The sequence below is a fragment of the Ensifer sp. BR816 genome (assembly GCF_000378985.1).
Classification (GTDB): domain Bacteria; phylum Pseudomonadota; class Alphaproteobacteria; order Rhizobiales; family Rhizobiaceae; genus Sinorhizobium.
Genome location: NZ_KB905370.1, coordinates 103,407 through 123,553, shown reverse-complemented (window position 1 = coordinate 123,553; position 20,147 = coordinate 103,407). Strand labels below are relative to the sequence as shown.

18 protein-coding genes and 1 other RNA gene are annotated in these 20,147 nt (G+C 63.1%); 11 read left to right on the top strand and 8 right to left on the bottom strand.

The genetic code is table 11. The features are described 5' to 3' along the window. Positions 1 to 112: 112 nt before the first annotated feature. The 5 genes from RHIBR816_RS0100600 to RHIBR816_RS0100580 all read right to left on the bottom strand — a co-directional run bounded on the left by RHIBR816_RS0100600 (position 113) and on the right by RHIBR816_RS0100580 (position 5,449). On the bottom strand, positions 113 to 1,051 hold the full coding sequence (locus RHIBR816_RS0100600) for a DMT family transporter (protein ID WP_018234589.1): 939 nt from the start codon (positions 1,049 to 1,051) through the stop codon (positions 113 to 115). 137 nt (positions 1,052 to 1,188) lie between these two features. After that, positions 1,189 to 2,406: a lytic murein transglycosylase gene (locus RHIBR816_RS0100595; RefSeq protein ID WP_026186499.1), complete on the bottom strand. Its 1,218-nt coding sequence runs from the start codon at positions 2,404 to 2,406 to the stop codon at positions 1,189 to 1,191. Positions 2,407 to 2,552: 146 nt separating this feature from the next. Then, a complete protein-coding gene (locus tag RHIBR816_RS0100590) occupies positions 2,553 to 3,338 on the bottom strand; it encodes a GH25 family lysozyme (RefSeq protein WP_018234587.1) in 786 nt (261 codons plus the stop codon). Between the two features lie 186 nt (positions 3,339 to 3,524). Then, positions 3,525 to 4,202: a class I SAM-dependent methyltransferase gene (locus tag RHIBR816_RS0100585; RefSeq protein ID WP_018234586.1), complete on the bottom strand. Its 678-nt coding sequence runs from the start codon at positions 4,200 to 4,202 to the stop codon at positions 3,525 to 3,527. Next, a complete protein-coding gene (locus tag RHIBR816_RS0100580) occupies positions 4,199 to 5,449 on the bottom strand; it encodes a DUF3419 family protein (protein WP_018234585.1) in 1,251 nt (416 codons plus the stop codon). Before RHIBR816_RS0100580 ends, RHIBR816_RS0100585 begins: the two co-directional genes overlap by 4 nt. 199 nt (positions 5,450 to 5,648) lie before the next feature. Here RHIBR816_RS0100580 and RHIBR816_RS0100575 point away from each other — a divergent pair, with 199 nt between their 5' ends. Next, positions 5,649 to 7,016, top strand: coding sequence for a serine hydrolase (locus tag RHIBR816_RS0100575; protein WP_018234584.1), 1,368 nt, complete (start codon positions 5,649 to 5,651; stop codon positions 7,014 to 7,016). Positions 7,017 to 7,124: 108 nt separating this feature from the next. Here RHIBR816_RS0100575 and RHIBR816_RS0100570 read toward each other — a convergent pair whose 3' ends face one another. From RHIBR816_RS0100570 to RHIBR816_RS0100560, 3 genes are all read right to left on the bottom strand, one after another. Further along, on the bottom strand, positions 7,125 to 8,153 hold the full coding sequence (locus RHIBR816_RS0100570) for a lytic transglycosylase domain-containing protein (RefSeq protein WP_018234583.1): 1,029 nt from the start codon (positions 8,151 to 8,153) through the stop codon (positions 7,125 to 7,127). Between the two features lie 117 nt (positions 8,154 to 8,270). Then, the gene (locus RHIBR816_RS0100565) at positions 8,271 to 8,906 is read right to left on the bottom strand and encodes a LysE family translocator (RefSeq protein WP_018234582.1); all 636 of its coding nucleotides are present in this window, start codon (positions 8,904 to 8,906) and stop codon (positions 8,271 to 8,273) included. 89 nt (positions 8,907 to 8,995) lie between these two features. After that, a complete protein-coding gene (locus RHIBR816_RS0100560) occupies positions 8,996 to 10,210 on the bottom strand; it encodes a pyrophosphate--fructose-6-phosphate 1-phosphotransferase (protein WP_018234581.1) in 1,215 nt (404 codons plus the stop codon). Between the two features lie 316 nt (positions 10,211 to 10,526). Here RHIBR816_RS0100560 and RHIBR816_RS0100555 point away from each other — a divergent pair, with 316 nt between their 5' ends. The 10 genes from RHIBR816_RS0100555 (at position 10,527) to RHIBR816_RS0100510 (ending at position 20,147) form a co-directional block, all read left to right on the top strand. After that, positions 10,527 to 11,234 (top strand): DnaJ family molecular chaperone, encoded by a 708-nt coding sequence (locus RHIBR816_RS0100555; protein WP_018234580.1) that lies wholly within the window; start codon positions 10,527 to 10,529, stop codon positions 11,232 to 11,234. After that, a complete protein-coding gene (locus tag RHIBR816_RS0100550) occupies positions 11,231 to 11,995 on the top strand; it encodes an N-acetylmuramoyl-L-alanine amidase (protein WP_018234579.1) in 765 nt (254 codons plus the stop codon). The genes RHIBR816_RS0100555 and RHIBR816_RS0100550 overlap by 4 nt, the downstream gene beginning before the upstream one ends. 224 nt (positions 11,996 to 12,219) lie before the next feature. Continuing rightward, a complete protein-coding gene (locus RHIBR816_RS0100545; RefSeq protein WP_018234578.1) occupies positions 12,220 to 12,753 on the top strand; it encodes a lytic transglycosylase domain-containing protein in 534 nt (177 codons plus the stop codon). Between the two features lie 170 nt (positions 12,754 to 12,923). Next, a complete protein-coding gene (locus tag RHIBR816_RS0100540) occupies positions 12,924 to 14,111 on the top strand; it encodes an FAD-binding oxidoreductase (RefSeq protein ID WP_018234577.1) in 1,188 nt (395 codons plus the stop codon). A gap of 72 nt (positions 14,112 to 14,183) precedes the next feature. After that, positions 14,184 to 14,577, top strand: an RNA gene (gene rnpB, locus RHIBR816_RS35365) — RNase P RNA component class A. A 405-nt stretch (positions 14,578 to 14,982) separates the two neighbouring features. Then, the gene (gene mraZ / locus RHIBR816_RS0100530) at positions 14,983 to 15,423 is read left to right on the top strand and encodes a division/cell wall cluster transcriptional repressor MraZ (protein ID WP_018234575.1); all 441 of its coding nucleotides are present in this window, start codon (positions 14,983 to 14,985) and stop codon (positions 15,421 to 15,423) included. A 14-nt stretch (positions 15,424 to 15,437) separates the two neighbouring features. Continuing rightward, positions 15,438 to 16,463: a 16S rRNA (cytosine(1402)-N(4))-methyltransferase RsmH gene (rsmH, locus tag RHIBR816_RS0100525; protein WP_018234574.1), complete on the top strand. Its 1,026-nt coding sequence runs from the start codon at positions 15,438 to 15,440 to the stop codon at positions 16,461 to 16,463. Between the two features lie 6 nt (positions 16,464 to 16,469). Continuing rightward, complete coding sequence (locus RHIBR816_RS0100520; RefSeq protein WP_018234573.1) at positions 16,470 to 16,871, top strand: hypothetical protein; 402 nt, start codon at positions 16,470 to 16,472, stop codon at positions 16,869 to 16,871. Then, the gene (locus tag RHIBR816_RS0100515) at positions 16,871 to 18,619 is read left to right on the top strand and encodes a penicillin-binding protein 2 (RefSeq protein WP_018234572.1); all 1,749 of its coding nucleotides are present in this window, start codon (positions 16,871 to 16,873) and stop codon (positions 18,617 to 18,619) included. Before RHIBR816_RS0100520 ends, RHIBR816_RS0100515 begins: the two co-directional genes overlap by 1 nt. 67 nt (positions 18,620 to 18,686) lie before the next feature. Beyond that, entirely contained in the window at positions 18,687 to 20,147 is a 1,461-nt protein-coding gene (locus RHIBR816_RS0100510; protein ID WP_018234571.1) for a UDP-N-acetylmuramoyl-L-alanyl-D-glutamate--2,6-diaminopimelate ligase, read from the top strand.

Here is a 20,147-nt window from a genome sequence, read left to right as displayed (position 1 = left end):
TGATTCCTCTTGCCACATTTTTTTCACAATTGCTTCGGGGAGGTTAATGTAAACGCCTGTAACGCTCCGTGAACGTCTCAGAACTGCACCGGTGGCGCCTTTTGATTCTCCCTCAGATCGATGGCCGAGGCCTAAGAATGCGCCCATCGAGAACGGCGAGACCCACCGCGATCAGAGCCATGCCGGCAAAATCCATAGCTTGCAGCGTCTCGCCGAGGAACAGGTAGCCGAGCAGAATGGCGCTCGGCGGGACCAGCAGCGTGACCAGCGAGGTGTTGGTGGCGCCGGCCTCCGCCATGATCCGGAAGAAGAGAATATAGGCGTAAGCAGTCGAGACGAGTGCCAGTCCGAGGATCGCCAGCGTCGCGGAGAGGGGCGGCATCGGCAAGGTCCAAGGCATGTCTGCGAAGGCCGCCACGGGCAACATGACGATCGTCGATGCCGTCAGCTGCCCGGCGGCCGTCACCGGCGGCGCCAGATCGCGGAAGCGCTTGCCGTAGGTGGCCGAGAACCCATAGCTGACAGCGGCCAGAACCGGAAGGATGAGCGCCCAGAGCGGCACGTCGCCGGAAGCGCCGAACAGACCGGCGAGAGCACTCGGCCCGATCAGCACCACGGTGCCGGCCAGTCCGAGCAGACAGCCGCTGATCTTGGCAGCTGTCAGCTTCTCGTCTTCCGTCGCGGCATTGGCAATCAGCACTGTCCAGACGGGTGTCGTTGCGTTCAGAATGGCGGCAAGTCCGGCGCCGACATGTGTCTGGCCGAGGAAGATGAACGCATGCGGAATGGCATTGTTGATGAGCCCCATGACCAGGAACTCGCGCCAGCGCCCGGCGAGCGCCGGGTAGAGGCCGTGGTTGCCGCGCAGGTAAAGATGCAGGGCGATGGCCGCGAGGCTGAGCCGCAGCAGCACCAGGGTGAAGGGCGGGACATGGGCGACCGCGACGCGAGCGAAAAAGAAAGAGCCGCCCCAGATGAGACCGAGCAGCGTCAGCAGCAGCCAAAGGCGCAAGGTCATGTGCGGGGAGGCGATCCTGGCGGTTGAATGCATGTCTGCCCTGCTGCGATCGAAGCTGGATCGGATTCCTGCGGCGTATCCAATCCGGCAATTTGTGATTGCGCAAAGCTAACGCGTAGAAGCGGGTGCTGCCACCCGCTTCTTGCGAAACTACCCGTTTTCTTGCCGCGTCAAAGCGCCTGGAGCAGTTCCGGCGTCGCCCAACCGTCTGCCGGCAGGCCGAGCTTCAGCTGCTCCTTCTGCAAAGCGGTGCGTGTGCCGGAGCCGAGAATGCCGTCGATCTTGCCGACGTCGTGGCCGAGCGCCTGCAGCTTGGTTTGCAGGGCCCTCATCTCCGCGTCGCCAAGGCCCGGCTCCGGATTGCCGCCCTGATAAAGCGGGGCGCCGGCGAGGCGGGTGGCGAAATAGGCGGCCGACGTCGTGTAGATGAACGACTGATTCCATTCGAGATAGATCTTGAAGTTGGGATAGGTCAGGAAGGCAACGCCTTTCCGTCCCTGCGGCAGCACCAGCGCGGCTTCAAGCGCGCCGTGCGCGGTGTTGCCGTCGCGTGGCGCGACTCCGAGAGCGAACCAATCTGCGGCGGTCATTCCCGGCTGCAGCCCGGTTTTCTCCCAGGGCAGCTGGTCCGGCACGGTGACTTCCTGGATCCAGGGCTGTCCCGCCGTGAAGCCGAGGCTCTGGATGAATTTCGCCGCTGTGAGAATCGCGTCCGGCGCACTCTTCTTCAGATTGACGTGGCCGTCGCCATCGCCGTCGACGCCGTAGGCGATGATGTCCTCCGGCAGCATCTGCACCTGGCCGATTTCCCCGGCCCAGGCACCGGTGGTGGCGGCCGGGTCGAGATCGCCGTGCTGCACCATTTCGATTGCCGCCAGCAACTGCGGCCGGAACATCTCCGGCCGGCGGCAGTCATGCGCCAGCGTCACCAGTGCGTTGCGGGTATTGAAGTCGCCCTGTACGGCGCCGAAGTCCGTTTCCATCGCCCAGAACGCGGTGATCACCGGCGCCGGCACGCCGAACTCGCTTTCGGCGCGTGCGAAGACGTCGGCATATTCCTTCATTTTCTGGGCACCGATGTCGAGGCGCGCCTTGCTGACGGTGCGCTTCGAAAATTCGGTGAAGGTCTGCTTGAAGACGCCCTGGGCGCGGTCGCGGCTCAGCACCTTCTGGTCTATCGCCGCCCCGGCAAGCGCCCGGTCCACGGCATCGGCGGGGATGCCCTTGCCGACCGCTTCGGCCTTGACGCCCTCCAGGAAGGCCGCGAGATCGCCGCCACAGGCGACCGGCGGGGTCTGCGACTGAGCTTGCGCCTGCGCCAGCGCCGTGGTGCTGGAGAGTGCGAGCAGGCCGAGAGTGAGAAGGGCGTTGCGGGCCTTGCCAATCATCATAATTCCTTTCGATGGCCCGGCCGGCTTGGCTTGGCCGTCGGGCTTGCGATTATCGCGGGATCAATATGCCGGTGCTTTCTCAGAGCATTATGACCGAATGAAGAAATCGGTCCGCCGCGCCTCGAAGCGCGCGGCATTTCCGCCTAACGGGTTTGCGAAACGGCTGCCACCCACTTCTTCCAGTTCTTGGGGGAACCCGCGAAGGCGTTGATGTCCGTATGGCCGTCGATGCCCGGAATGACACCGGTGCTGGTATATTGCCAGAAGGCCCAACGCCGATCGACGTAGATGTCCTTGGGGTGCTTGGCGACGGAACGCACCCAGTAGTGATAGTCGTTGAAGGCGCCGACAAGGTTGTCGCGGTGGAAATCGACGGATGTGTAGATGATCGGTCGCTTGCCGTAATGCGCTTCCAGACGGTCCATGAACCGCTTCATCTCGAAGCGCACGGTCTCCGGCGACGGGCGGTAGCGGCAGGTCTTGGATTCGCCGTTCCACTCGACGTCGAGAACAGGCGGCAGGTAGACGGCGTTTTTCGGCACATTGGCGATGAACCAATCGGCTTGCGCGTCCGCACTCGAGCAGAAATAGTAGAAATGGTAGGGGGCATAGGCGATCCCGGCGGCGCGGGCACGCGGCCAGTATTCCTGGAAACGCGCATCGACCCTGTCCTTGCCTTCGGTCGCCTTGATAAAGGCAAAGGAGACGCCGGAGTTCTTCACCTTCATCCAGTCGATGTCGCCGTTCCATTTGGAGACGTCGATGCCGTGGACGCTGTGATGGTGCGGCGTGCGGTCGCCGAAGTCCTGCGGGTCGGTGTCCTGGAAGCGCGGCGATATGGAAGCGGTGCGCACGAGGTCGTAGTCGGTCGACGTGCAGGCGGAGAGAATGGTGGCGAGGGGCAGCAAAGCCAGGAGAAGCCGGCGCATGGGGGTTCCGTTTGCAGACGAACGACGATCCTGCCTCACGCGATGGTTTCCATGATGGTGATGTCCCCCAGGGAGGCGTTACCTCCTTTTCACCATATCATCGTAAAAATTGAGTTAGCTCAAGCGCCAATTGTATCGGTACTGCATGGCTTCTCGAATAACCGCCGGCGTTCAGGGCCTGCGGGATCACACCGGCTGCTTGGCGGCCGGGCGGCGGTAGACGGCGATCCACGCGTAGCCCCGGCCGATCGACTTGAGTTCCAGGGCGGCGCCGTCCCGGTCTGCCCGGGCGCGCATGACGTCGAACAGCGATTCGCGCGGCGTCACGTGAAAGCGCCGGAGCCAGGCCTGAAGGAAGCGGCGGAAGCCACCGGGCCATCCCTCCTGCTGCCCGAAATCGGCGACATGCAGCGAGCCGCACGGGGCGAGTGCGGCAATCGCAGCGTCGAGCGCCTTCTGCCAGTCGGGGATCATCGACAGGGCGTAGGAGATGACGATGCGGTCAAAGCCCTCCTCACCGAAGGCGGCTGCGGTGAAGCTTGTGGCATCGGCGATGCGCAGGTTTGCATCCGCGCGGCCCTGGCGCCGCAGCTTCGCCTTTGCGGTTGCGAGCATCTCGACGGAGATGTCGAGACCGAAAAGGCGGGCCTCGGGATAAAGTTCGCCGATCATCGCCAGGTTGCGCCCCGTGCCGCAGCCGACTTCAAGTACGGAGCCGCCGGTTGGTACGCCCAGCTCGCGGATCAGAGTGTCGCGCCCGAAGAGATAATATTTCCTGGTGAAATCGTAGATGTAGCGCTGGTAGCGATACATCCGATCCATCAGCCGGGCGTGGCTGTTTCCCGCGGACTGCGCGGCACTCATGCTTTCTTCCGGTAGATGTGGAAGCCGCCATATATGGCCGACCGGTCCTCGGCGCCGAGCCTCGACGAGGTTTCCGCGTCGTAATGCCACTGATCGAGCAGCGTATCGGAAAGGCGCTCGGGCAGAATGCTTGCTTCGGCCGCCGTGCGGAAGATCACGACCGCGCCCGGTGCGGCGGTGCGGGTGATCTCGCTCCAGAGATCGTTCAATTGCCGGTCGGTCATCCAGTCCTGTGCATCGAGGAGCACATAGCGGTCGACAGAAGACGCCGGTTTGCGGCCAAGCAAATCGGTGAAGCTTTCGTGATGGACCGCGACGCAATCGGTTTGGTTGCGGATTGCCTCATAACTCGACGCCTGCAGATAAAGTGGCAACTCGCCCTCGTGCGGGAGCGGGTAACGACGGCCGAAGGCCTGCCAGGCGAAGTAGTTTTCGCGCAGCGGAAAATGGCATGTGAGCTTCTCGAGCCGGTGGCGCAGCACCGCGGCGAGCGACCTTTCCTGGCTCAGGCTGGCGAGCTCGTCGAATTGCTGCGGCGGGATACCGAGACCGAAAAGCGAACTCTTGCGGCCGGTGATCCAGCGGATGATGGGCCGGTCGAAGAGCGGCGCCAGCTTGTCGTCGAAGAACTGCCGCTGCTCGCGCATGGAGCGCGCCTGGACGAAATCGGCGGGGTTGACGCCGTGAAGGCGCGCCAGAAGGTGGCTCGCGGCAATGAAACGGCCGAGGAGGCCGGTGCGGTAGATGCTGCGACCGAAGATGCAGATCCGGCGGCGCCCTGTCATGTCGCGGCCGTTCCAATAGGTTCGGGTAGCGGCATCGAGCTTGGGGGCGATGAAGAGATCGAAGGCCTGGACGTTCGACCGTGTGCCGGCGCTCGCCAGGAACCGGGTCAAGTCCTTATGACTTGGCAGGTGACGGAAGGCCGCGAGCTTCAGCCGGTTCAAGGCGATGTGGTGGGGATTGAGATCGACGACATCGATGCGTGCCGGTCCGGCCGAGAGATAGGTCAGCATGTTGCAGCCACCTGAGCCGATCGTCACGATACGATGGCCGGGTTCAATCTGCATGGCCTCCATGTCGACGATCGGGTCTTCCCAGATCTGGGGATAGACAAGTCCGGAGAAGAGCAGCCCGAACAGGCGTTCCGACAGGCCGGCAAAGGACAGGGCCCTGTGCTGTATGAGCGCGCTCTTCAGCTTGGCATTCTTTCCGCCGAAGCCGGCATCGGGGGCGAGTTCTGTCATCTGCTGCCATCCAGTTGAAACTGAGGCGCTTCTAGAGTGACTCGACTACACTTTGATGACGGGATTTACGCGGTATGCCGTGAGGTCGCGCAGTCAATAAGAGGCTGGGGACTGGCGTTCACAAGCAGGCCGCCTGGGCGCGGAAGAGGCTTTTCCTTTTTCGGGAAACCTGTTTTGTTGTTGACGGCAGGAGGCGGCTATGAAGGGTCTGTTGCGGAAAACCGGCGTGTTTGCCGTTGCTATCGTGGCGGCGGTTGCCGGCTGGCTTGCTTTCTTTCCGCCTGAACTGCTCAAGGTCGGGGATGGCTATGCCGCCAAGATCGTCTGCTCCAACGTCTTTCTGGCGGGACGCGACCCGCAGGTGGTGCTCGCCGAGGACGTACAGGCGCCCGGTCATCCGCTGCTGAAGTTCGTCAGCGTGTCGGTCGATCGCGACGAGCAGGCGGCGACGGCGCGCATCTTCGGCTTTGCCGCACCCGTCAAGGCGGTCTATCGCCCGGGATTTGGCTGCACCGTCACCGCCGGCGGCGCCATGGAGGCGCTCGCCGCGTCAGCATTCGAGAACGCGCCTGAGGGTACGGCGGCTGCTCCACAGAGCCCGGACATAAATTGGCCCGAGGGAGGCAAGGCCGATATCCATCAGGCATTGCAGAAGCTGGCGGATGATCCCGACCTCGCCGGCCCAGGCATGCGGGCGATCGCCGTCGTCAAGGATGGACGCCTGGTCGCAGAGGCTTATGGCCGCGGTTTGGACGGCGATACGCCGCTGCTCGGCTGGTCGATGACGAAGTCGGTCACGGCTGCGATCGTGGGGCTGCGGATCGCCGACGGGCGCATGGACCCGGAAAAGGCCAACCTTCTTCCGGAATGGAGCGGCGATGAACGCGCGCGGATCACGCTTGCCGATCTCCTGGCAATGCAGAGCGGGCTCGCCTTCAACGAGGATTACGGCGACGTCACCGATGTCACGCGGATGCTGTTCCTCGAAAGCGACATGGCCCGCTTCGCCGCGTCGAGGCCGCTCGAAGCGGCGCCTGGCTCCAGCTTCAATTATTCAACGGGCACGACGAACCTCCTCTCACGCCTGTGGATGCAGACGTTCGACAGCCCCGCTGCGGCGCTCATCTATCCACGCCAGGCGCTGTTCGGCCCGCTCGGAATGACCAGCGCGGTGATGGAGACGGATGCGAGCGGCACCTTCGTCGGCTCTTCCTATATGTATGCAACGGCGCAGGACTGGGCCCGCTTCGCGCAGTTCCTGCTCGAGAATGGAAGCTGGAAGGGCAGGAGGCTTTTGCCGGACGGTTATGTCGCCTTCATGCGAAGACCATCGGCTGCTTCCGGCGGCGACTATGGCTCCGGCCAGGTCTGGCTGCAGGAGAACGGCATTCGCGCCGGGACGGGCAACTTTCCGTCGGATGCCTTCTGGATGCTCGGGCACGACGGGCAGGCGATCATGCTCGTTCCCTCGCTCCGGCTGGCAGTCGTTCGCCTCGGGCTGACGCCCTCTCGCACCGGTTACGACGTGCAGAAGCTGAACGCCAAAATAATCGAGGCGCTCGATTGAGCGCCTCGGAAGTTACAGCCGCGTTGCTTGTCGGGCCGCTCGACGCCGCCTAAAGCGCGTGTGCATGTCGATGTCCCCAAACCGCTGCACACTTTTGGGCGACATGCACTAACGCATATCCAGCATGTCCAGCATGCCCTTGCGCTTGGCGTGATAGTAGTAGCCGCTGGCATAAAGCTTCACGGCGCCGTCGTGCTGGTTGTTGGCTACCATCCACGCGCCACGCAGATACTTGGTCGCGTATTTGAGATTGGTTTCCGCGTCGAAAAGGCCCTCGGCCGGTCCGTCATAGCCGAGGCCGCGAGCGGTGTTGTACCTGATCTGCATCAGGCCGTAGTTGCCTTTGCTATAGGCGTGCGGATTGTAGTTGCTCTCGCGCTTGACGACCCGGTGCACGAGTTCGAGTGGAAGTCCGTTGAGCTCGGCATAGTGCTTGATCAGCCGGTCGAGCCCGGGCTTGGAACTGGTCGGGGATTTCGTCAGCTTCAGCGAATCGGGAATGACGCTTGCGACGGCGCCGACGGCCGAGCCGATGACGCCTGTTTTGGGCCGCTCCGTCGGGACGATCATGCGTTTGGCGACGAGCGTTTCAAGGCCGACCGGTTCGCCGGTGTCGAAATCAGATTCCCACAGGGCGGCGACCCCAAGGGACGGCGCGGCGGGCGACTCGGCGCTTTTCTCAGCGGCCGCTGGCGTCGCGGCGGCAAGATTGGCCGAGGCGGGCGTTGCCATGGCCACTTCGAAGGCCTGACCCGGCTTGGCCGTGGGTACCGCGACGGTCTGCGGGGCGGCAAAGGCGAGGGTCGCATCCGAGGCCGGCATGGTCCCGGTTTGGGCCATGGGGGCGACAGCGACCGCGGTCGGTGCGGCCTGAGCGGCGTCTCCCGGCGCGGCAGCGGCCGATGCCGTCTGCGCGTTGAGCGCCGCCGAAGTGCTCGATGCGGCGCCGATCGGGGCTGGCAGGGCGTAAGCCGTCATCTCCGTCCCAGGCTTCGGCAGGGGGGTGACAGTCTGTACCGCTGTCAATTCTTCGAGAGATGTATGCTCGACTGTGGAGCACCCCGAGGCAATGGCCGCCGATGTCAGGGCGATGGCGGTAAATGCCTGTTTCGAAAGGGAGATACGGAACTTCGCCATGCGGTCACTTTCGTGCTTCTGGGCCCCGCAGCCCACTGCAAATCAGCAGCTGCCAACCGCTGCGCTTGAATCTCCATTAACCTATGCCGCCGGTTGCGGCAAGCAGACGGGCGAATTTCACGCCGTAGCGCGTTTCAGGCCGAGCGACAGGACCCCTGCGCCGATGAGCAGCGAGCCGCCGGTGCGGTTCACGACCCGCCGAACACTTGGCTTGCGAATCGCGCTTCCAGCAGCTGAGGCAAGCGATCCGTAGAGCATTGCGTTCGCGGCCGCGAGCGCAAGGAATGTCGCTTCGAAGATCGCCATCTGCGAAAGAAGTGGCCGCGACAGGTCGAGAAACTGCGGCAGGAAGGCAACGAAGAAGATGATGCTTTTCGGATTGAGCGCGGTCACCGCATAGGCGTGCAGGAATATCCGTAGCGGCCGCTGGGCGACCGGCGCTTCACTCTCATTCGCGCCGCTCACGCCGACCGGAGCCTTCCAGAGTTTGATTCCGAGCCAGATGAGATAAGCGGCGCCGATCCATTTCAGGATCGTGAAAATGGTCGCAGACGCCGCCAGCAGTGCACCCAGGCCCAGCATGGACGCTGTCATCGCGGTGAAGTCGCCGAGCGCTACACCGACGACGGTTGCGCCCGCCGCCTTGCGCCCGTGGCTGATTGCATAGGAAATGACGAGCAGGATCGTCGGGCCGGGTATGGCGAGCAACACGGCCGAGGCGGCGACGAATGCAAACCAGTGTTCGAAAGACATGAAGGCGCTCCGCGTTTGAATGGCATCCAGCCGAGATCGGGAGGGATCCATACAAACGCGAAGCCGTCAACTGCTCATCGGGCTTCGGCTCAGTCCGCCGCCTGCCACGTCTGGCCGATCGCGTCCATGACGTCGCCGAACCACTTGGTGGACGTGTCGAAGTGCTTGCCGCCCTTGATGCGCGGGAACTCGATCGTGCGCAGCTTGCCGCCCTGGTCCTCGTCGTGACCGGTGACACCGGAGACCTTGTTGAGCGCGCTCTCGACCGCCAGGTCGACCATGCTCTGGATCAGGCGCAGGTCGTCGCCATTCGCGGGCGCCGAGCGGGCGTAGTAGCCCGATTTCTGCACCATCGAACGCTCGGCACCGAGCAGGGCGGCGAACTGCTTCGAGAACCAGTTACCGACATTGATCGTATCGATCTTCACGTGGCCGAAGGCGTCACGCTTGACCGTCTCGCCGGCGGCTTCGCGCTCGGCGACGATGGCGTCGAGGCAGGCGCCTTCACTGACGAACAGCGTGACATAGCCGTTCCGGTCCATGGTCTCGCGCAGGCGCGCAGCTTCCGCTTCGAGATCGAACTTCACCTCCGGCAGATAGAGGCCGTCCATGTTCTTCAACTGCGCATCCATCATGAAACCGTCGACATATTCCTTGCCGGCGGCCATCTGAATGTAAGCGCGCGCTGTCGCTGCCGTCAGCCAGCCGCAGTGGCGGCCCATCACCTCATGCACGACGAGCGTGCGCGGCGCGGCGCTCTGTTCGTTGCTGACATTGTCGAAAAAGCGTGCGCCGTATTCGGCAGCCGTCCATGCGCCGAGAGTCTGACGGATCGGTACCACGTCGTTGTCGACCGTCTTCGGCAGGCCCACGACGGTCAGGTCATAGCCGTTGGCGCCGAGATAGGCGGCTAGATCGGCGGCAGTCGTGTTGGTGTCGTCGCCGCCGATCGTGTGCAGGATGCTGATACCATCAGCAGCGAGCCTTTCGGCTGCGACGCGAAGCGGGTTTTCACCTTCCTTCACTAGGCCGCGCTTGACGCAGTCGGCCGCATTGGTGAGCTTCACCCGGCTGTTGCCGATCGGCGATCCACCGTGACGGTGAAGAATATGGGCCCGCTCACGCATGTCTTTGGTGATCTCGATGCGATCGGCGAGAAGCAGGCCCTGATAGCCGGATCGGTAGGCCACGAGCTCGTAGTCGGGGGCGATATCCGTATAGCGTTCGATGAGCCCGCCGACAGCGGATGAGAGGCAGGGCGCGAGCCCGCCCGCCGTCAGCATTGCGACTTTTTTCTTGGCCATGTTTCCTCCTCGGATTTTGGCGTCAGGCGATCGTTCAGAAGATCGACCGCTCTCAATTTTGCGCAGGGTCAAGGACCATGGGGTGGTCTAGCGCAATTCCGTTGGAAATAAAATGACAGGCTGTGGATGCCTGAAAACGGAACCATCAGCCAAGCAAAACGGATGATGAGTCCAATTCACTTGAGATTTACGGCGATGTGATTTATTGAGGGGCCATCACAATCTTGTCATTGGCGACGTTTGGCACAGTCGGCCGCTTGCAATTTGCCACCACATCGGGCCATGCTCGGTCGTGGATAGGGAACCAATCGCACTAATGTCATTCTGGGATAGCCTCCTCAAGATCGTAGCGACCACTGGCAATGCGCTCGCCGGTGTGGTCGAGGCGGTCCGTACACTCTTCGAAGGGGATCCGGAGACGCGCCGCAAGGTGGCGTTCTCTGTGGCCATGATCGCCTTGTCGGCAAAGATGGCGAAGGCCGACGGCATCGTCAATGAAGCGGAAGTCGCGGCTTTCCGCGATATCTTCAAGTTCCCGGCGGACCAGGCAAAGAACGTCGCCCGGCTCTACAATCTCGCCCGCCAGGACGTGGCAGGCTTCGAGGCCTATGCGGAGAAGATGGCGTCGCTCTGCTCATCCTGCGCGCCTAACTGCCCGATTCTCGAAGACATCGTCGACGGGCTCTTCCATATCGCGAAATCCGACGGGGCCGTGCACGAAAAGGAACTCGCCTTCCTGATGCGCGTTGCGGAAATCTTCAACATGGACGAAGCGCATTTCGAACGCATCATGGCGCGCCATGTCCACGGCGACGACCGCGATCCCTACCAGGTTCTCGGCGTCTCGCCTAAGGATGATTTCACCGATATCCGCAGGCGCTATCGGGTGCTCGTTTCGGAAAACCATCCCGATATGCTGGTCGCGCGCGGCGTGCCGGAGGAGTTTCATGCGATCGCCAACGATCGTATGGCCGTGCTGAACGCGGCTTATGAGGCGATCGAGAGAGAACGCCGCGCCGCATGACCGCGACGACCTGCGATTTTCGGGACGCTCGCCTCGTACCGTCGCCCAATCATGGCGAGCGCGCGGGCGGACGACGGCCGGACATGATCCTGCTCCACTATACCGGAATGGAAACGGCGCTCTCGGCGCTCGATTGGCTCTGCCGCGAGGAAAGCCAGGTTTCCAGCCACTACTTCGTGCATGAGGACGGGCGCATCGATCAACTCGTGCCGGAGGAGCGTCGCGCTTGGCACGCCGGCAAGAGCTTCTGGAAGGGCGAGGCGGACATCAATTCCTGCTCCATCGGCATCGAGATCGCCAATGCGGGTCACCCGGCGGGGCTGCCGGACTTTCCAGCAGCGCAGATCGCGGCGGTCGCCGAATTGTGTCGGGACTGTGGCGAGCGCTGGCAAATCGCCCCCGAAAGGGTGCTCGCTCACAGTGATGTGGCGCCGATTCGCAAGGTCGATCCGGGAGAAAATTTTCCCTGGGATGAGCTATTTCGCCGCGGGGTTGGGCACTGGGTGGAGCCGGCGCCCGTCGGCGGCGGCCGCTTTTTTCAACGCGGCGATCGGGGGCAACCGGTCGAAGCACTCCAGTCGATGCTCTCCCTCTATGGCTACAACATTGAAGTTACCGGAGATTTTTGCGGGAGCACGGAAGGCGTCGTGGCCGCTTTCCAGCGGCATTTCCGCCAATCACGGGTAGACGGGATCGCCGATGTTTCCACCATCGATACGCTGCACCGGCTGCTTGCGGCACTGCCGAATTTCGGTGCTTAGGAAGCAATTTTCGATCGCCCTGATTTAGCGCCCCCGATGCTTTGATGCGCGATTTTTTTGCGTTTGCCACATGTTTACCATGATAGACCCTTCATTTCCGGTCCATCAACGCAGGAGATGCGGCGTCTAGCACGGGTGCTCCTGTCAAGGAAAACGATCGGGAAATCGGTCGACGGTGGGGTGCGCCGTCCGGCCAGTTCCCCAGACCGGAGACTTCAAACTAAATGAGAATAGCGTTTGTTGCTGCGGCGGCGGCATGCTTTGGCATGTTCATCGCCGGGATGGGTACGTCGTATGCAGGGGGTGTCGACAAGACCATCAAGACTTCTGCAATTCCCTCGGTAACGAGAACGACAGGCTATCCAACTCCCCAATTCGACCTGACGCGCGGATCGCAATACACGATCCTTATCCAGTCCTATGCCAAGCAATATGGCGTTCCCGTCGATCTCGCTCATGCCATCGTCCAGGTGGAAAGCAATTTCGATGCGAGCGCCCGGGGCAGCGCCGGTGAAGTCGGCCTCATGCAGATCAAGCCGGCCACGGCACGCATGATGGGCTATTCCGGTTCGGCCAAGGGCCTCTACGATCCCGCTACCAACATCAAGTTCGGCATGCTGTATCTGGCGAAGGCCCAGGAGCTTTCGGACGGGACGACCTGCGGCACGATCCTCAAGTACAATGCCGGCCACGGCGCCAAGCGCATGAACCCGGTGTCGAAGCGCTATTGCGGCAAGGTCAAGAACATTCTCAATTGATATCGAACGAGCCGCTCGCCGGGCGGCCGTCAAGGGTTCTGGAACTCCCGCGGGTTCGAGGACATGGCCGGATGGGTCTCGCGTTCCGGCATGACATTATATTTGAAGCAACTCGGTGTCATTGACCGGGCGGCATGTTATTCCCGCAGCGAAGCGTCAAGGGGATATCCATGTCGGAAAACTTTGATTTCGTTATTGTCGGCAAGGGCATGATGGGTGCTGCGGCGGCACGCCATTTGAGCCTTGCAGGTGCGCGTGTCGCCCTCGTCGGGCCGGACGAGCCGGAGGATTGGGCGAATCACGGCGGCGTTTTCGCCAGCCACTACGATAATGCCCGCATCACCCGGACGATCGACAATGATCCGGTCTGGGCGCGTCTCGCGCGCCGCTCGAACGATCGGTACCCCGAAATCACAGAGGCAAGCGGCGTCGAATTCTACTTCGAGGTCGGCTGCCTGATTGCGGCGCCGGCGCCTGGAAGCGCCTTCGACTATCTCGAGAAGGTGGCGCAGGCTCGCGACCGGCTCGGGGTCGATGCGCCATTGATCCCGAGCGACGATCTCGCGGACCGATTTCCCTGGTTCCGCTTTCCGCGCGGCTACGCGGGGATTCATGAGGCGCGCGGCGCCGGATATATCAATCCCCGGGCGCTGGTGCGTGCCCAGACGATCGCCGCGGAGAAATCCGGTGCGCGGGTGATCCGCTTCGAAGCGGTAGCTGTCGAAGAGGCCGGGGATTCGGTCGTCGTGACCACACTTGACCGTCGGTCGGTGCGCGCTGGACGCGTTCTCATCGCCGCCGGCGGCTTTTCGGTATCAGCCGCGCTGCTGCCGAGACCGATCGATCTGGTGGTGAAGGCGCGCACGGTGCTGTTCGCGCAAGTCGCGGCGGAGGATCTCGCCCGATTTCATGGCATGCCGTCACTGATCGGCGCGGCGCCCGAGCAGGAGAAAAGCTACTATCTTCTGCCGCCGGTTGCCTATGCCGACGGCAAACACTACATCAAGATCGGCGGCGATCCGACGGACCGGATCCTTGCCGGCGAACCGGCAATCAGGGAATGGTTCCGTGGCAGCGCCAGCGCCGAGGCGGCCGATCACCTGCATGCGGTGCTGGCCGATACAGTCCCGCGCTTCAGACCGGTTTCGACGCATCGTTCGCCTTGCGTCACGGCGTTCACGCCGCACGGCTATCCTTACATAGGCTTTGTAAGCGATCGCATCGCCGTGCTCACGGGCGGCAACGGGCAAGCGGCCAAAAGCTCCGACGAGATCGGCCGGCTGGGTGCGGCGCTGGTGATGGACGGTCGGCTCGATGCTGGCGAATACGAGACCGATTTCGCGATCGCCTACCGATGAGCGGCCGGTGCAGAGAAGCGAAAGCGTCGATTTTTCTGGCGCTAGCTTACCCGGTCGGTTAATGAGCCTCTGCCAGTTGGCCGGGCAGCCGCGCCCCGCAGGTGCCGAAAGGCCGCGGGGTGAGGAAAGTCCGGGCTCCACGGAAACACGGTGCCGGATAACGTCCGGCGGGGGCGACCCCAGGGAAAGTGCCACAGAAAGCAAACCGCTCCGCCTGCGGAGTAAGGGTGAAAGGGTGGGGTAAGAGCCCACCGCGGACATGGCGACATGGACGGCACGGTAAACCCCACCGGGAGCAAGACCGAATAGGGATGACACGGGCGTAAGCCCAGCCTGTTTCCAGGTCCGTCATCCGGGTGGGTTGCACGAGGCTGTGCGCAAGCGCAGTCCCAGATGAATGGCTGCCACGTTCCGCCTCTTCGAAGGTGGAGCCATACAGAACCCGGCTTACAGGCCAACTGGCGATTTTACTTCTTAGCGTTCAGGGTGCGGTTTCGGGCGTCGACGCCGGGGAACGGCGGGCCTTCGGTCGCGCCCTAGGTACACTTTGTGCACTGCTTTTGCGCGGGATTCCAAGGCATTAGCAGTCCGATCGTAACCCTTTGTTAAACTTAACAACCTATCAATATTTGATCATCCGCGAGGCTGTTTCCAGGCTTCTCCCATTGACGCCCATTTGGTCCCATGTTATCCCATAATGGTACTGCGCAAGGGCCGCGTCGTGGCCCATCATCGCAAAATTCCAGTGTTCCTTCCTCGGAAGGTTCAGGCGGACATGCTTATGTCCGGCGGGGGTCTTTTGTGCGTGCAGGCGAATGTTCGCGCGGGCCGATGACCATGGCCCGTCACGTGGGGGCGGCCGTTTCGCGTCATGAACCGCTTCTTGTCACATGCTACGAACCGGATCGATGCCAAGGGGCGGGTTTCCGTTCCTTCGGCCTTTCGCGCCGCGCTTACGGAGGCGGGGGTGCGAGAGCTATACTGTTTCCAGGACTTCGTCTTTCCGGCAATCAGCGTCGGCGGACCGGAGCTTCTGGATCGGTTCGAGAGGCAGATGGCGGCCGAGGATCCGTTTTCGGATGCGGCCAACCAGATGTCGCTCCTCGTTCACGGGGGCGGCGTCTTCGTGAGGCTCGACCCGGAGGGCCGGCTGATGGTGACGGATTTCATCCGCGACTTCACCGGCATTTCGACCGACGTGACCTTCGTCGGGCGGGGCGATCATTTTCAGCTCTGGGAGCCGCAGGCGTTTGCGAGGGCGCAGGCGGAGGCCCGGGAGGGGCGCAAGCAGCGGGGCCTGCGTCCGCAATAGTGTGGAGAGGCGGAATGGTGACGGATCAAGGCGACAGAGCTTCTGAAGCCGAAGGCGGACCGGTTCGTCACATTCCCGTCATGCTCGCCGAGGTGCTGGCGGCTCTTGCTCCGGCGTCCGGCAAGGTCATTCTCGACGGCACCTTCGGCGCCGGCGGCTATACGTCCGCGATCCTGGATGCGGGTGCCGACGTGATCGCGCTCGACCGCGACCCGACGGCGATCGCTGCGGGTCAGCCGATGGTGGCCGCTTCCGGGGGAAGACTCAAGCTCATCCATTCGCGTTTTTCCGAGTTGGCGGACCATGCGCCGGAAGGCGGGCTCGACGGCGTCGTGCTCGATATCGGCGTTTCGTCCATGCAGATCGATGAGGCGGAGCGTGGCTTCTCCTTCCAGAAGCAGGGGCCGCTCGACATGCGCATGTCGGGTGCCGGCGTCTCGGCCGCCGATGTCGTCAATCGGGCTAAGGTCTCCGATCTCATTCGCATCTTCGGATTCCTGGGCGAGGAAAAGCAGGCGGGCCGCATCGCGCGTGCGATCGAGAAGCGCCGTGCCGGGCAGCCCTTCGAAACGACCCGTGATCTCGCCAACCTCATCGAGACGGTGACGCCACGCAAGGCCAAGGACAAGATCCATCCGGCGACGCGCGTCTTCCAGGCGCTGCGCATCTTCGTCAACGACGAGCTCGGCGAACTCGCCAATGCGCTTTTTGCCGCCGAGCGCGTGCTGAAGCCCGGCGGGCGGCTCGTCATCGTCACCTTTCATTCGCTTGAGGACAGGATCGTCAAGACATTCTTCCAGGACCGCTCGGGCAAAGCGGGCGGGTCACGTCACCTTCCGCTGGTGACCGCTCGGGACGCAACCTTCACGCCAGTCGGCAAGCCTATGGTTGCGGCGAGCGAGGATGAAGCGTCCCGCAATCCGCGCGCCCGATCGGCGAAATTAAGAGCCGGCATCCGCACGGAGGCTCGGTCGCCGGGAGATGATCAGTCCATTTTCAACCTGCCGGAGCTGGCGAGTCTTGCCAGACTAGGGGGCTAAGAAACGATGCTCAGAACGCTCGATATCGTGCTGATTGTCATCATGACGGGGGCGGCCACGGTCACCTACACGATCAAGCACCAGGCCGAGAACAAGCTCGAGGAAGTCCGCAAGCTCGACGCCGCGATCAAGCTCGAGGAGGACACGATCGACCTGCTCAAGGCCGATTGGGCGCTGCTGACCCAGCCGAACCGGCTGGAACGGCTCGTCGGCGCCTTCGCCGCCGATCTGCAGCTGGCGCCGACCCCCTCGACGCAGCTCGCCAGGCCCGAGGAACTGCCGATGCTGAAGGCGGATGTGCCGCCCCCGGAGGAGGGCAAGGACAAGAAGAGCAAGGGCAAGAAGGAAGACGGCATCGCGGCCGTCATCAATGCCGATAACATCGCAACAGGTTCGGTGGCGCGCTGATGTCGTTTCTCTCCCGTATCATGGTGTTGAAGAGCAAGGCGCATTTCTCTGCCGGCGGCAACAACCGCCCCGTGGAATCAGGCGTCAACGTCACGTTCCAAGGGACGCGCAAGAAGAGCGCCAGCCAGGCGAAAAGCCGCGTTGCGATCGTGATTGCGAGCTTCGGTCTCGCCTATGCGGTGATCGGCGGGCGGCTGGTGCAATACGGGATGGCGCAGCCGGAGACGGTGTCCTCGATCGGGCGTGCCGACAATCTCATGGCCTCGCGTCCCGATATCCTCGATCGCAACGGCGAGATCCTCGCGACCGACATCCGCACCGTCTCGCTCTATGCCGAGCCGCACAAGATCGTCGATGCGGACGAGGCGGTTGAGCGGCTGGCAACGGTTCTGCCCGATCTTAACGCCCGGGAGATCTACAACAAGCTCAAGTCGAATTCGCGTTTCCAGTGGCTGCGCCGGCAATTGACGCCGAAACAGCAGAGCGAAATCCTGGCGCTCGGCATTCCCGGGATCGGCTTCCGCCCGGAAAAGCGCCGCTTCTACCCCGGCGGGCCGACTGCCGCCCATATCCTCGGTCATGTCAATATCGACAACCGCGGCGTCGCGGGCATGGAGCGCTACATCGACAGCCAAGGCCTCGCCGATCTCGCGGCGATCGGCATGACCAGCGACGCCAAGCTCGAGCCGGTCAAGCTCTCGATCGACGTGCGCGTCCAGAATATCGTCCGTGACGTCATCGATTCCGGCATGAAGAACTATAAGGCGATCGCCGCCGGCGCTGTCGTCATGGACGTCCATACTGGCGAGGTGCTGGCGATGGCATCGGTGCCGGATTACGACCCTAACAAGCCTGCCGAAGGTGCCGAAGAGGGATGGATGAACCGCATGTCGAACGGCACGTTCGAGATGGGCTCCACGTTCAAGACCTTCACTATCGCCATGGGCCTCGATTCCGGCAAGGTGACGCTCAACGACAGCTTCGACGCGAGGGCGCCGATCCGCATCGGTGGCTTCACCATCAAGGACTTCCACGGCAAGCGCCGGGTGCTGACCGTGCCGGAAATCTTCCAGTACTCCTCCAACATCGGCACGGCAAAGATCGCCGACCTCATCGGCATCCCGGGGCACAAGGAATTCCTCACCCGCCTCGGGCTGCTTTCCAAGCTGCCGACCGAACTGCCGGAGGTCAAATCGCCGACCCAGCCGCGCGAATGGAAGAAGATCAATTCGATCACCATCTCCTTCGGTCACGGCGTCTCGACCACGCCGCTGCAAACGGCGGTGGCCGGCGCGGCATTGGTCAACGGCGGCAAGCTCATTCCGCCGACCTTCCTGCCGCGCACGGAGGAACAGGCGAACGACCTTGCGACGGCGGTCGTCAAGAAAAGCACGAGCGACGACATGCGTTTCCTGCTTCGCTGGAACGGCATCGCCGGCTCCGGCAAGCGGGCGCTGGTGCCGGGCTTCAACGTCGGCGGCAAGACCGGCACGGCCGACAAGGTCGTCAACGGCCGCTATTCGAACGACCTGAACTTCAACGCCTTCCTTGCGGCCTTTCCGATCGACGATCCGAAGTACATCGTGCTGACCTTCATCGATGCGCCGACGACCGGCGAGGGCGGAGGGCGCACCGCTGGCTCGAACGCCGCGCCGATGGTGCGCGACATCATCAGTCGCTCGGCGCCGCTGCTCGGCGTCGAACCGAAATTCGGAGAAGACGGTTCTGCCTTGCTTGTGTCTTATTGACCGTGAAATGAGAATGCGGACGATTCGCGATTTCGGCGGATCGATATCGGTGTGAGACGTGCAGTTCATGAAGATCACGGACCTGGCGGGAACGAATTTCCCGGAACTTTCGGCGCAACTGACGGGCAACGCCTCGGCGATTGAGATTGCCGGCATCACCGCCGACAGCCGGCAGGTCAAGGCGGGCGATCTCTTCGTCGCCGTCGCCGGGACCAAGGCGAACGGCACGGCCTATATCGCCGATGCCCTGTCGCGCGGCGCGGCGGCCGTGATTGCCGCAAAGGGGGCCGGCGCGGAGACCGGCGCGCCGGTGTTCGAGCTTTCCGACCCGCGCCGGTTCCTGGCACGGGCCGCGGCCCGCTTCTACGGGCGCCAGCCCGAGACGATGGTGGCGGTGACCGGAACCGCGGGAAAGACGTCGGTCGCCTCCTTTACACGGCAGATCTGGGCGCATTCCGGCCTTGCGGCGGCAATGATCGGCACGACCGGCGTCACGGCGCCTGGCCGCAACGACTACGGCTCGCTGACGACACCGGATCCGGTGTCGCTGCACAAGCTGCTTGCCGAGCTCGCCGACGAGGGCGTGACCCACGCGGCAATGGAGGCGTCGAGCCACGGCCTCGACCAGAGCCGGCTCGACGGTGTCCGATTGGCCGCCGCCGCCTTTACCAATCTCGGCCGCGACCACATGGACTATCATCCGACCGTCGAGCACTACATGGCCTCGAAGATGCGCCTCTTCGGCGCGCTCCTGCCCAAGGGCTCGCCGGCGGTGATTTTTGCCGACGATCAATGGTCCGGCGAGGCGATCGCCGCGGCCAGGAAGGCGGGGCATGACGTGCGTACCGTCGGCCGCAATGGCGATTTCATCAGCTTGAAGCGGGTCGAGCATTTCCGTCACAAGCAGTCGGCGGAAGTCCATGTCGGCGACGACATCTTCGAAATCCACGTGCCGCTCGCCGGCGACTTCCAGGTCGCCAACGCGCTTGTCGCCGCCGGCCTCGCAATGTCCACCGGGATTGAGGCGAAGACCGCCTTCTCGGCGCTCGAAAAGCTGCAGGGCGCATCCGGCCGGCTGGAACTCGTCGGGCAGACGACGGACGGTGCACTTGCCTATGTGGATTACGCCCACAAGCCCGACGCACTCGAAAACGTGCTTGAATCGGTGCGCCCGTTCACCACCGGCCGGGTCATCATCGTCTTCGGTTGCGGCGGTGACCGGGACAAGGGCAAACGTCCGATCATGGGTGAAGTTGCCGCTCGGCTGGCGGACATAGTGATCGTCACCGATGACAATCCGCGCTCGGAAATTCCCGAGGTGATCCGTTCGGAGATCATGGCCGGTGCCAGGGGCGCCACCGAAATCAGCGACCGCGCCGAGGCGATCCGTACTGCGGTCGGCATGCTGAAGGCCGGTGATACGCTGATCGTTGCGGGCAAGGGACACGAGGAAGGGCAGACGATCGGCTCCGTGACGCTGCCGTTCTCCGATCATGCGGAAGTACGCAAGGCGCTGGGAGGGCGGTGA

Coding starts and splice junctions, on each gene's coding strand:
- RHIBR816_RS0100560 (WP_018234581.1), bottom strand. CDS start 10,210: ATGGCCAAGAAAAAAGTCGCAATGCTGACGGCGGGCGGGCTCGCGCCC.
- RHIBR816_RS0100565 (WP_018234582.1), bottom strand. CDS start 8,906: ATGTCTTTCGAACACTGGTTTGCATTCGTCGCCGCCTCGGCCGTGTTG.
- RHIBR816_RS0100555 (WP_018234580.1), top strand. CDS start 10,527: ATGTCATTCTGGGATAGCCTCCTCAAGATCGTAGCGACCACTGGCAAT.
- RHIBR816_RS0100595 (WP_026186499.1), bottom strand. CDS start 2,406: ATGATTGGCAAGGCCCGCAACGCCCTTCTCACTCTCGGCCTGCTCGCA.
- RHIBR816_RS0100575 (WP_018234584.1), top strand. CDS start 5,649: ATGAAGGGTCTGTTGCGGAAAACCGGCGTGTTTGCCGTTGCTATCGTG.
- RHIBR816_RS0100600 (WP_018234589.1), bottom strand. CDS start 1,051: ATGCATTCAACCGCCAGGATCGCCTCCCCGCACATGACCTTGCGCCTT.
- RHIBR816_RS0100585 (WP_018234586.1), bottom strand. CDS start 4,202: ATGAGTGCCGCGCAGTCCGCGGGAAACAGCCACGCCCGGCTGATGGAT.
- RHIBR816_RS0100570 (WP_018234583.1), bottom strand. CDS start 8,153: ATGGCGAAGTTCCGTATCTCCCTTTCGAAACAGGCATTTACCGCCATC.
- RHIBR816_RS0100580 (WP_018234585.1), bottom strand. CDS start 5,449: ATGACAGAACTCGCCCCCGATGCCGGCTTCGGCGGAAAGAATGCCAAG.
- RHIBR816_RS0100550 (WP_018234579.1), top strand. CDS start 11,231: ATGACCGCGACGACCTGCGATTTTCGGGACGCTCGCCTCGTACCGTCG.
- RHIBR816_RS0100590 (WP_018234587.1), bottom strand. CDS start 3,338: ATGCGCCGGCTTCTCCTGGCTTTGCTGCCCCTCGCCACCATTCTCTCC.
- rsmH (WP_018234574.1), top strand. CDS start 15,438: ATGGTGACGGATCAAGGCGACAGAGCTTCTGAAGCCGAAGGCGGACCG.
- RHIBR816_RS0100540 (WP_018234577.1), top strand. CDS start 12,924: ATGTCGGAAAACTTTGATTTCGTTATTGTCGGCAAGGGCATGATGGGT.
- RHIBR816_RS0100510 (WP_018234571.1), top strand. CDS start 18,687: ATGAAGATCACGGACCTGGCGGGAACGAATTTCCCGGAACTTTCGGCG.
- mraZ (WP_018234575.1), top strand. CDS start 14,983: ATGAACCGCTTCTTGTCACATGCTACGAACCGGATCGATGCCAAGGGG.
- RHIBR816_RS0100515 (WP_018234572.1), top strand. CDS start 16,871: ATGTCGTTTCTCTCCCGTATCATGGTGTTGAAGAGCAAGGCGCATTTC.
- RHIBR816_RS0100545 (WP_018234578.1), top strand. CDS start 12,220: ATGAGAATAGCGTTTGTTGCTGCGGCGGCGGCATGCTTTGGCATGTTC.
- RHIBR816_RS0100520 (WP_018234573.1), top strand. CDS start 16,470: ATGCTCAGAACGCTCGATATCGTGCTGATTGTCATCATGACGGGGGCG.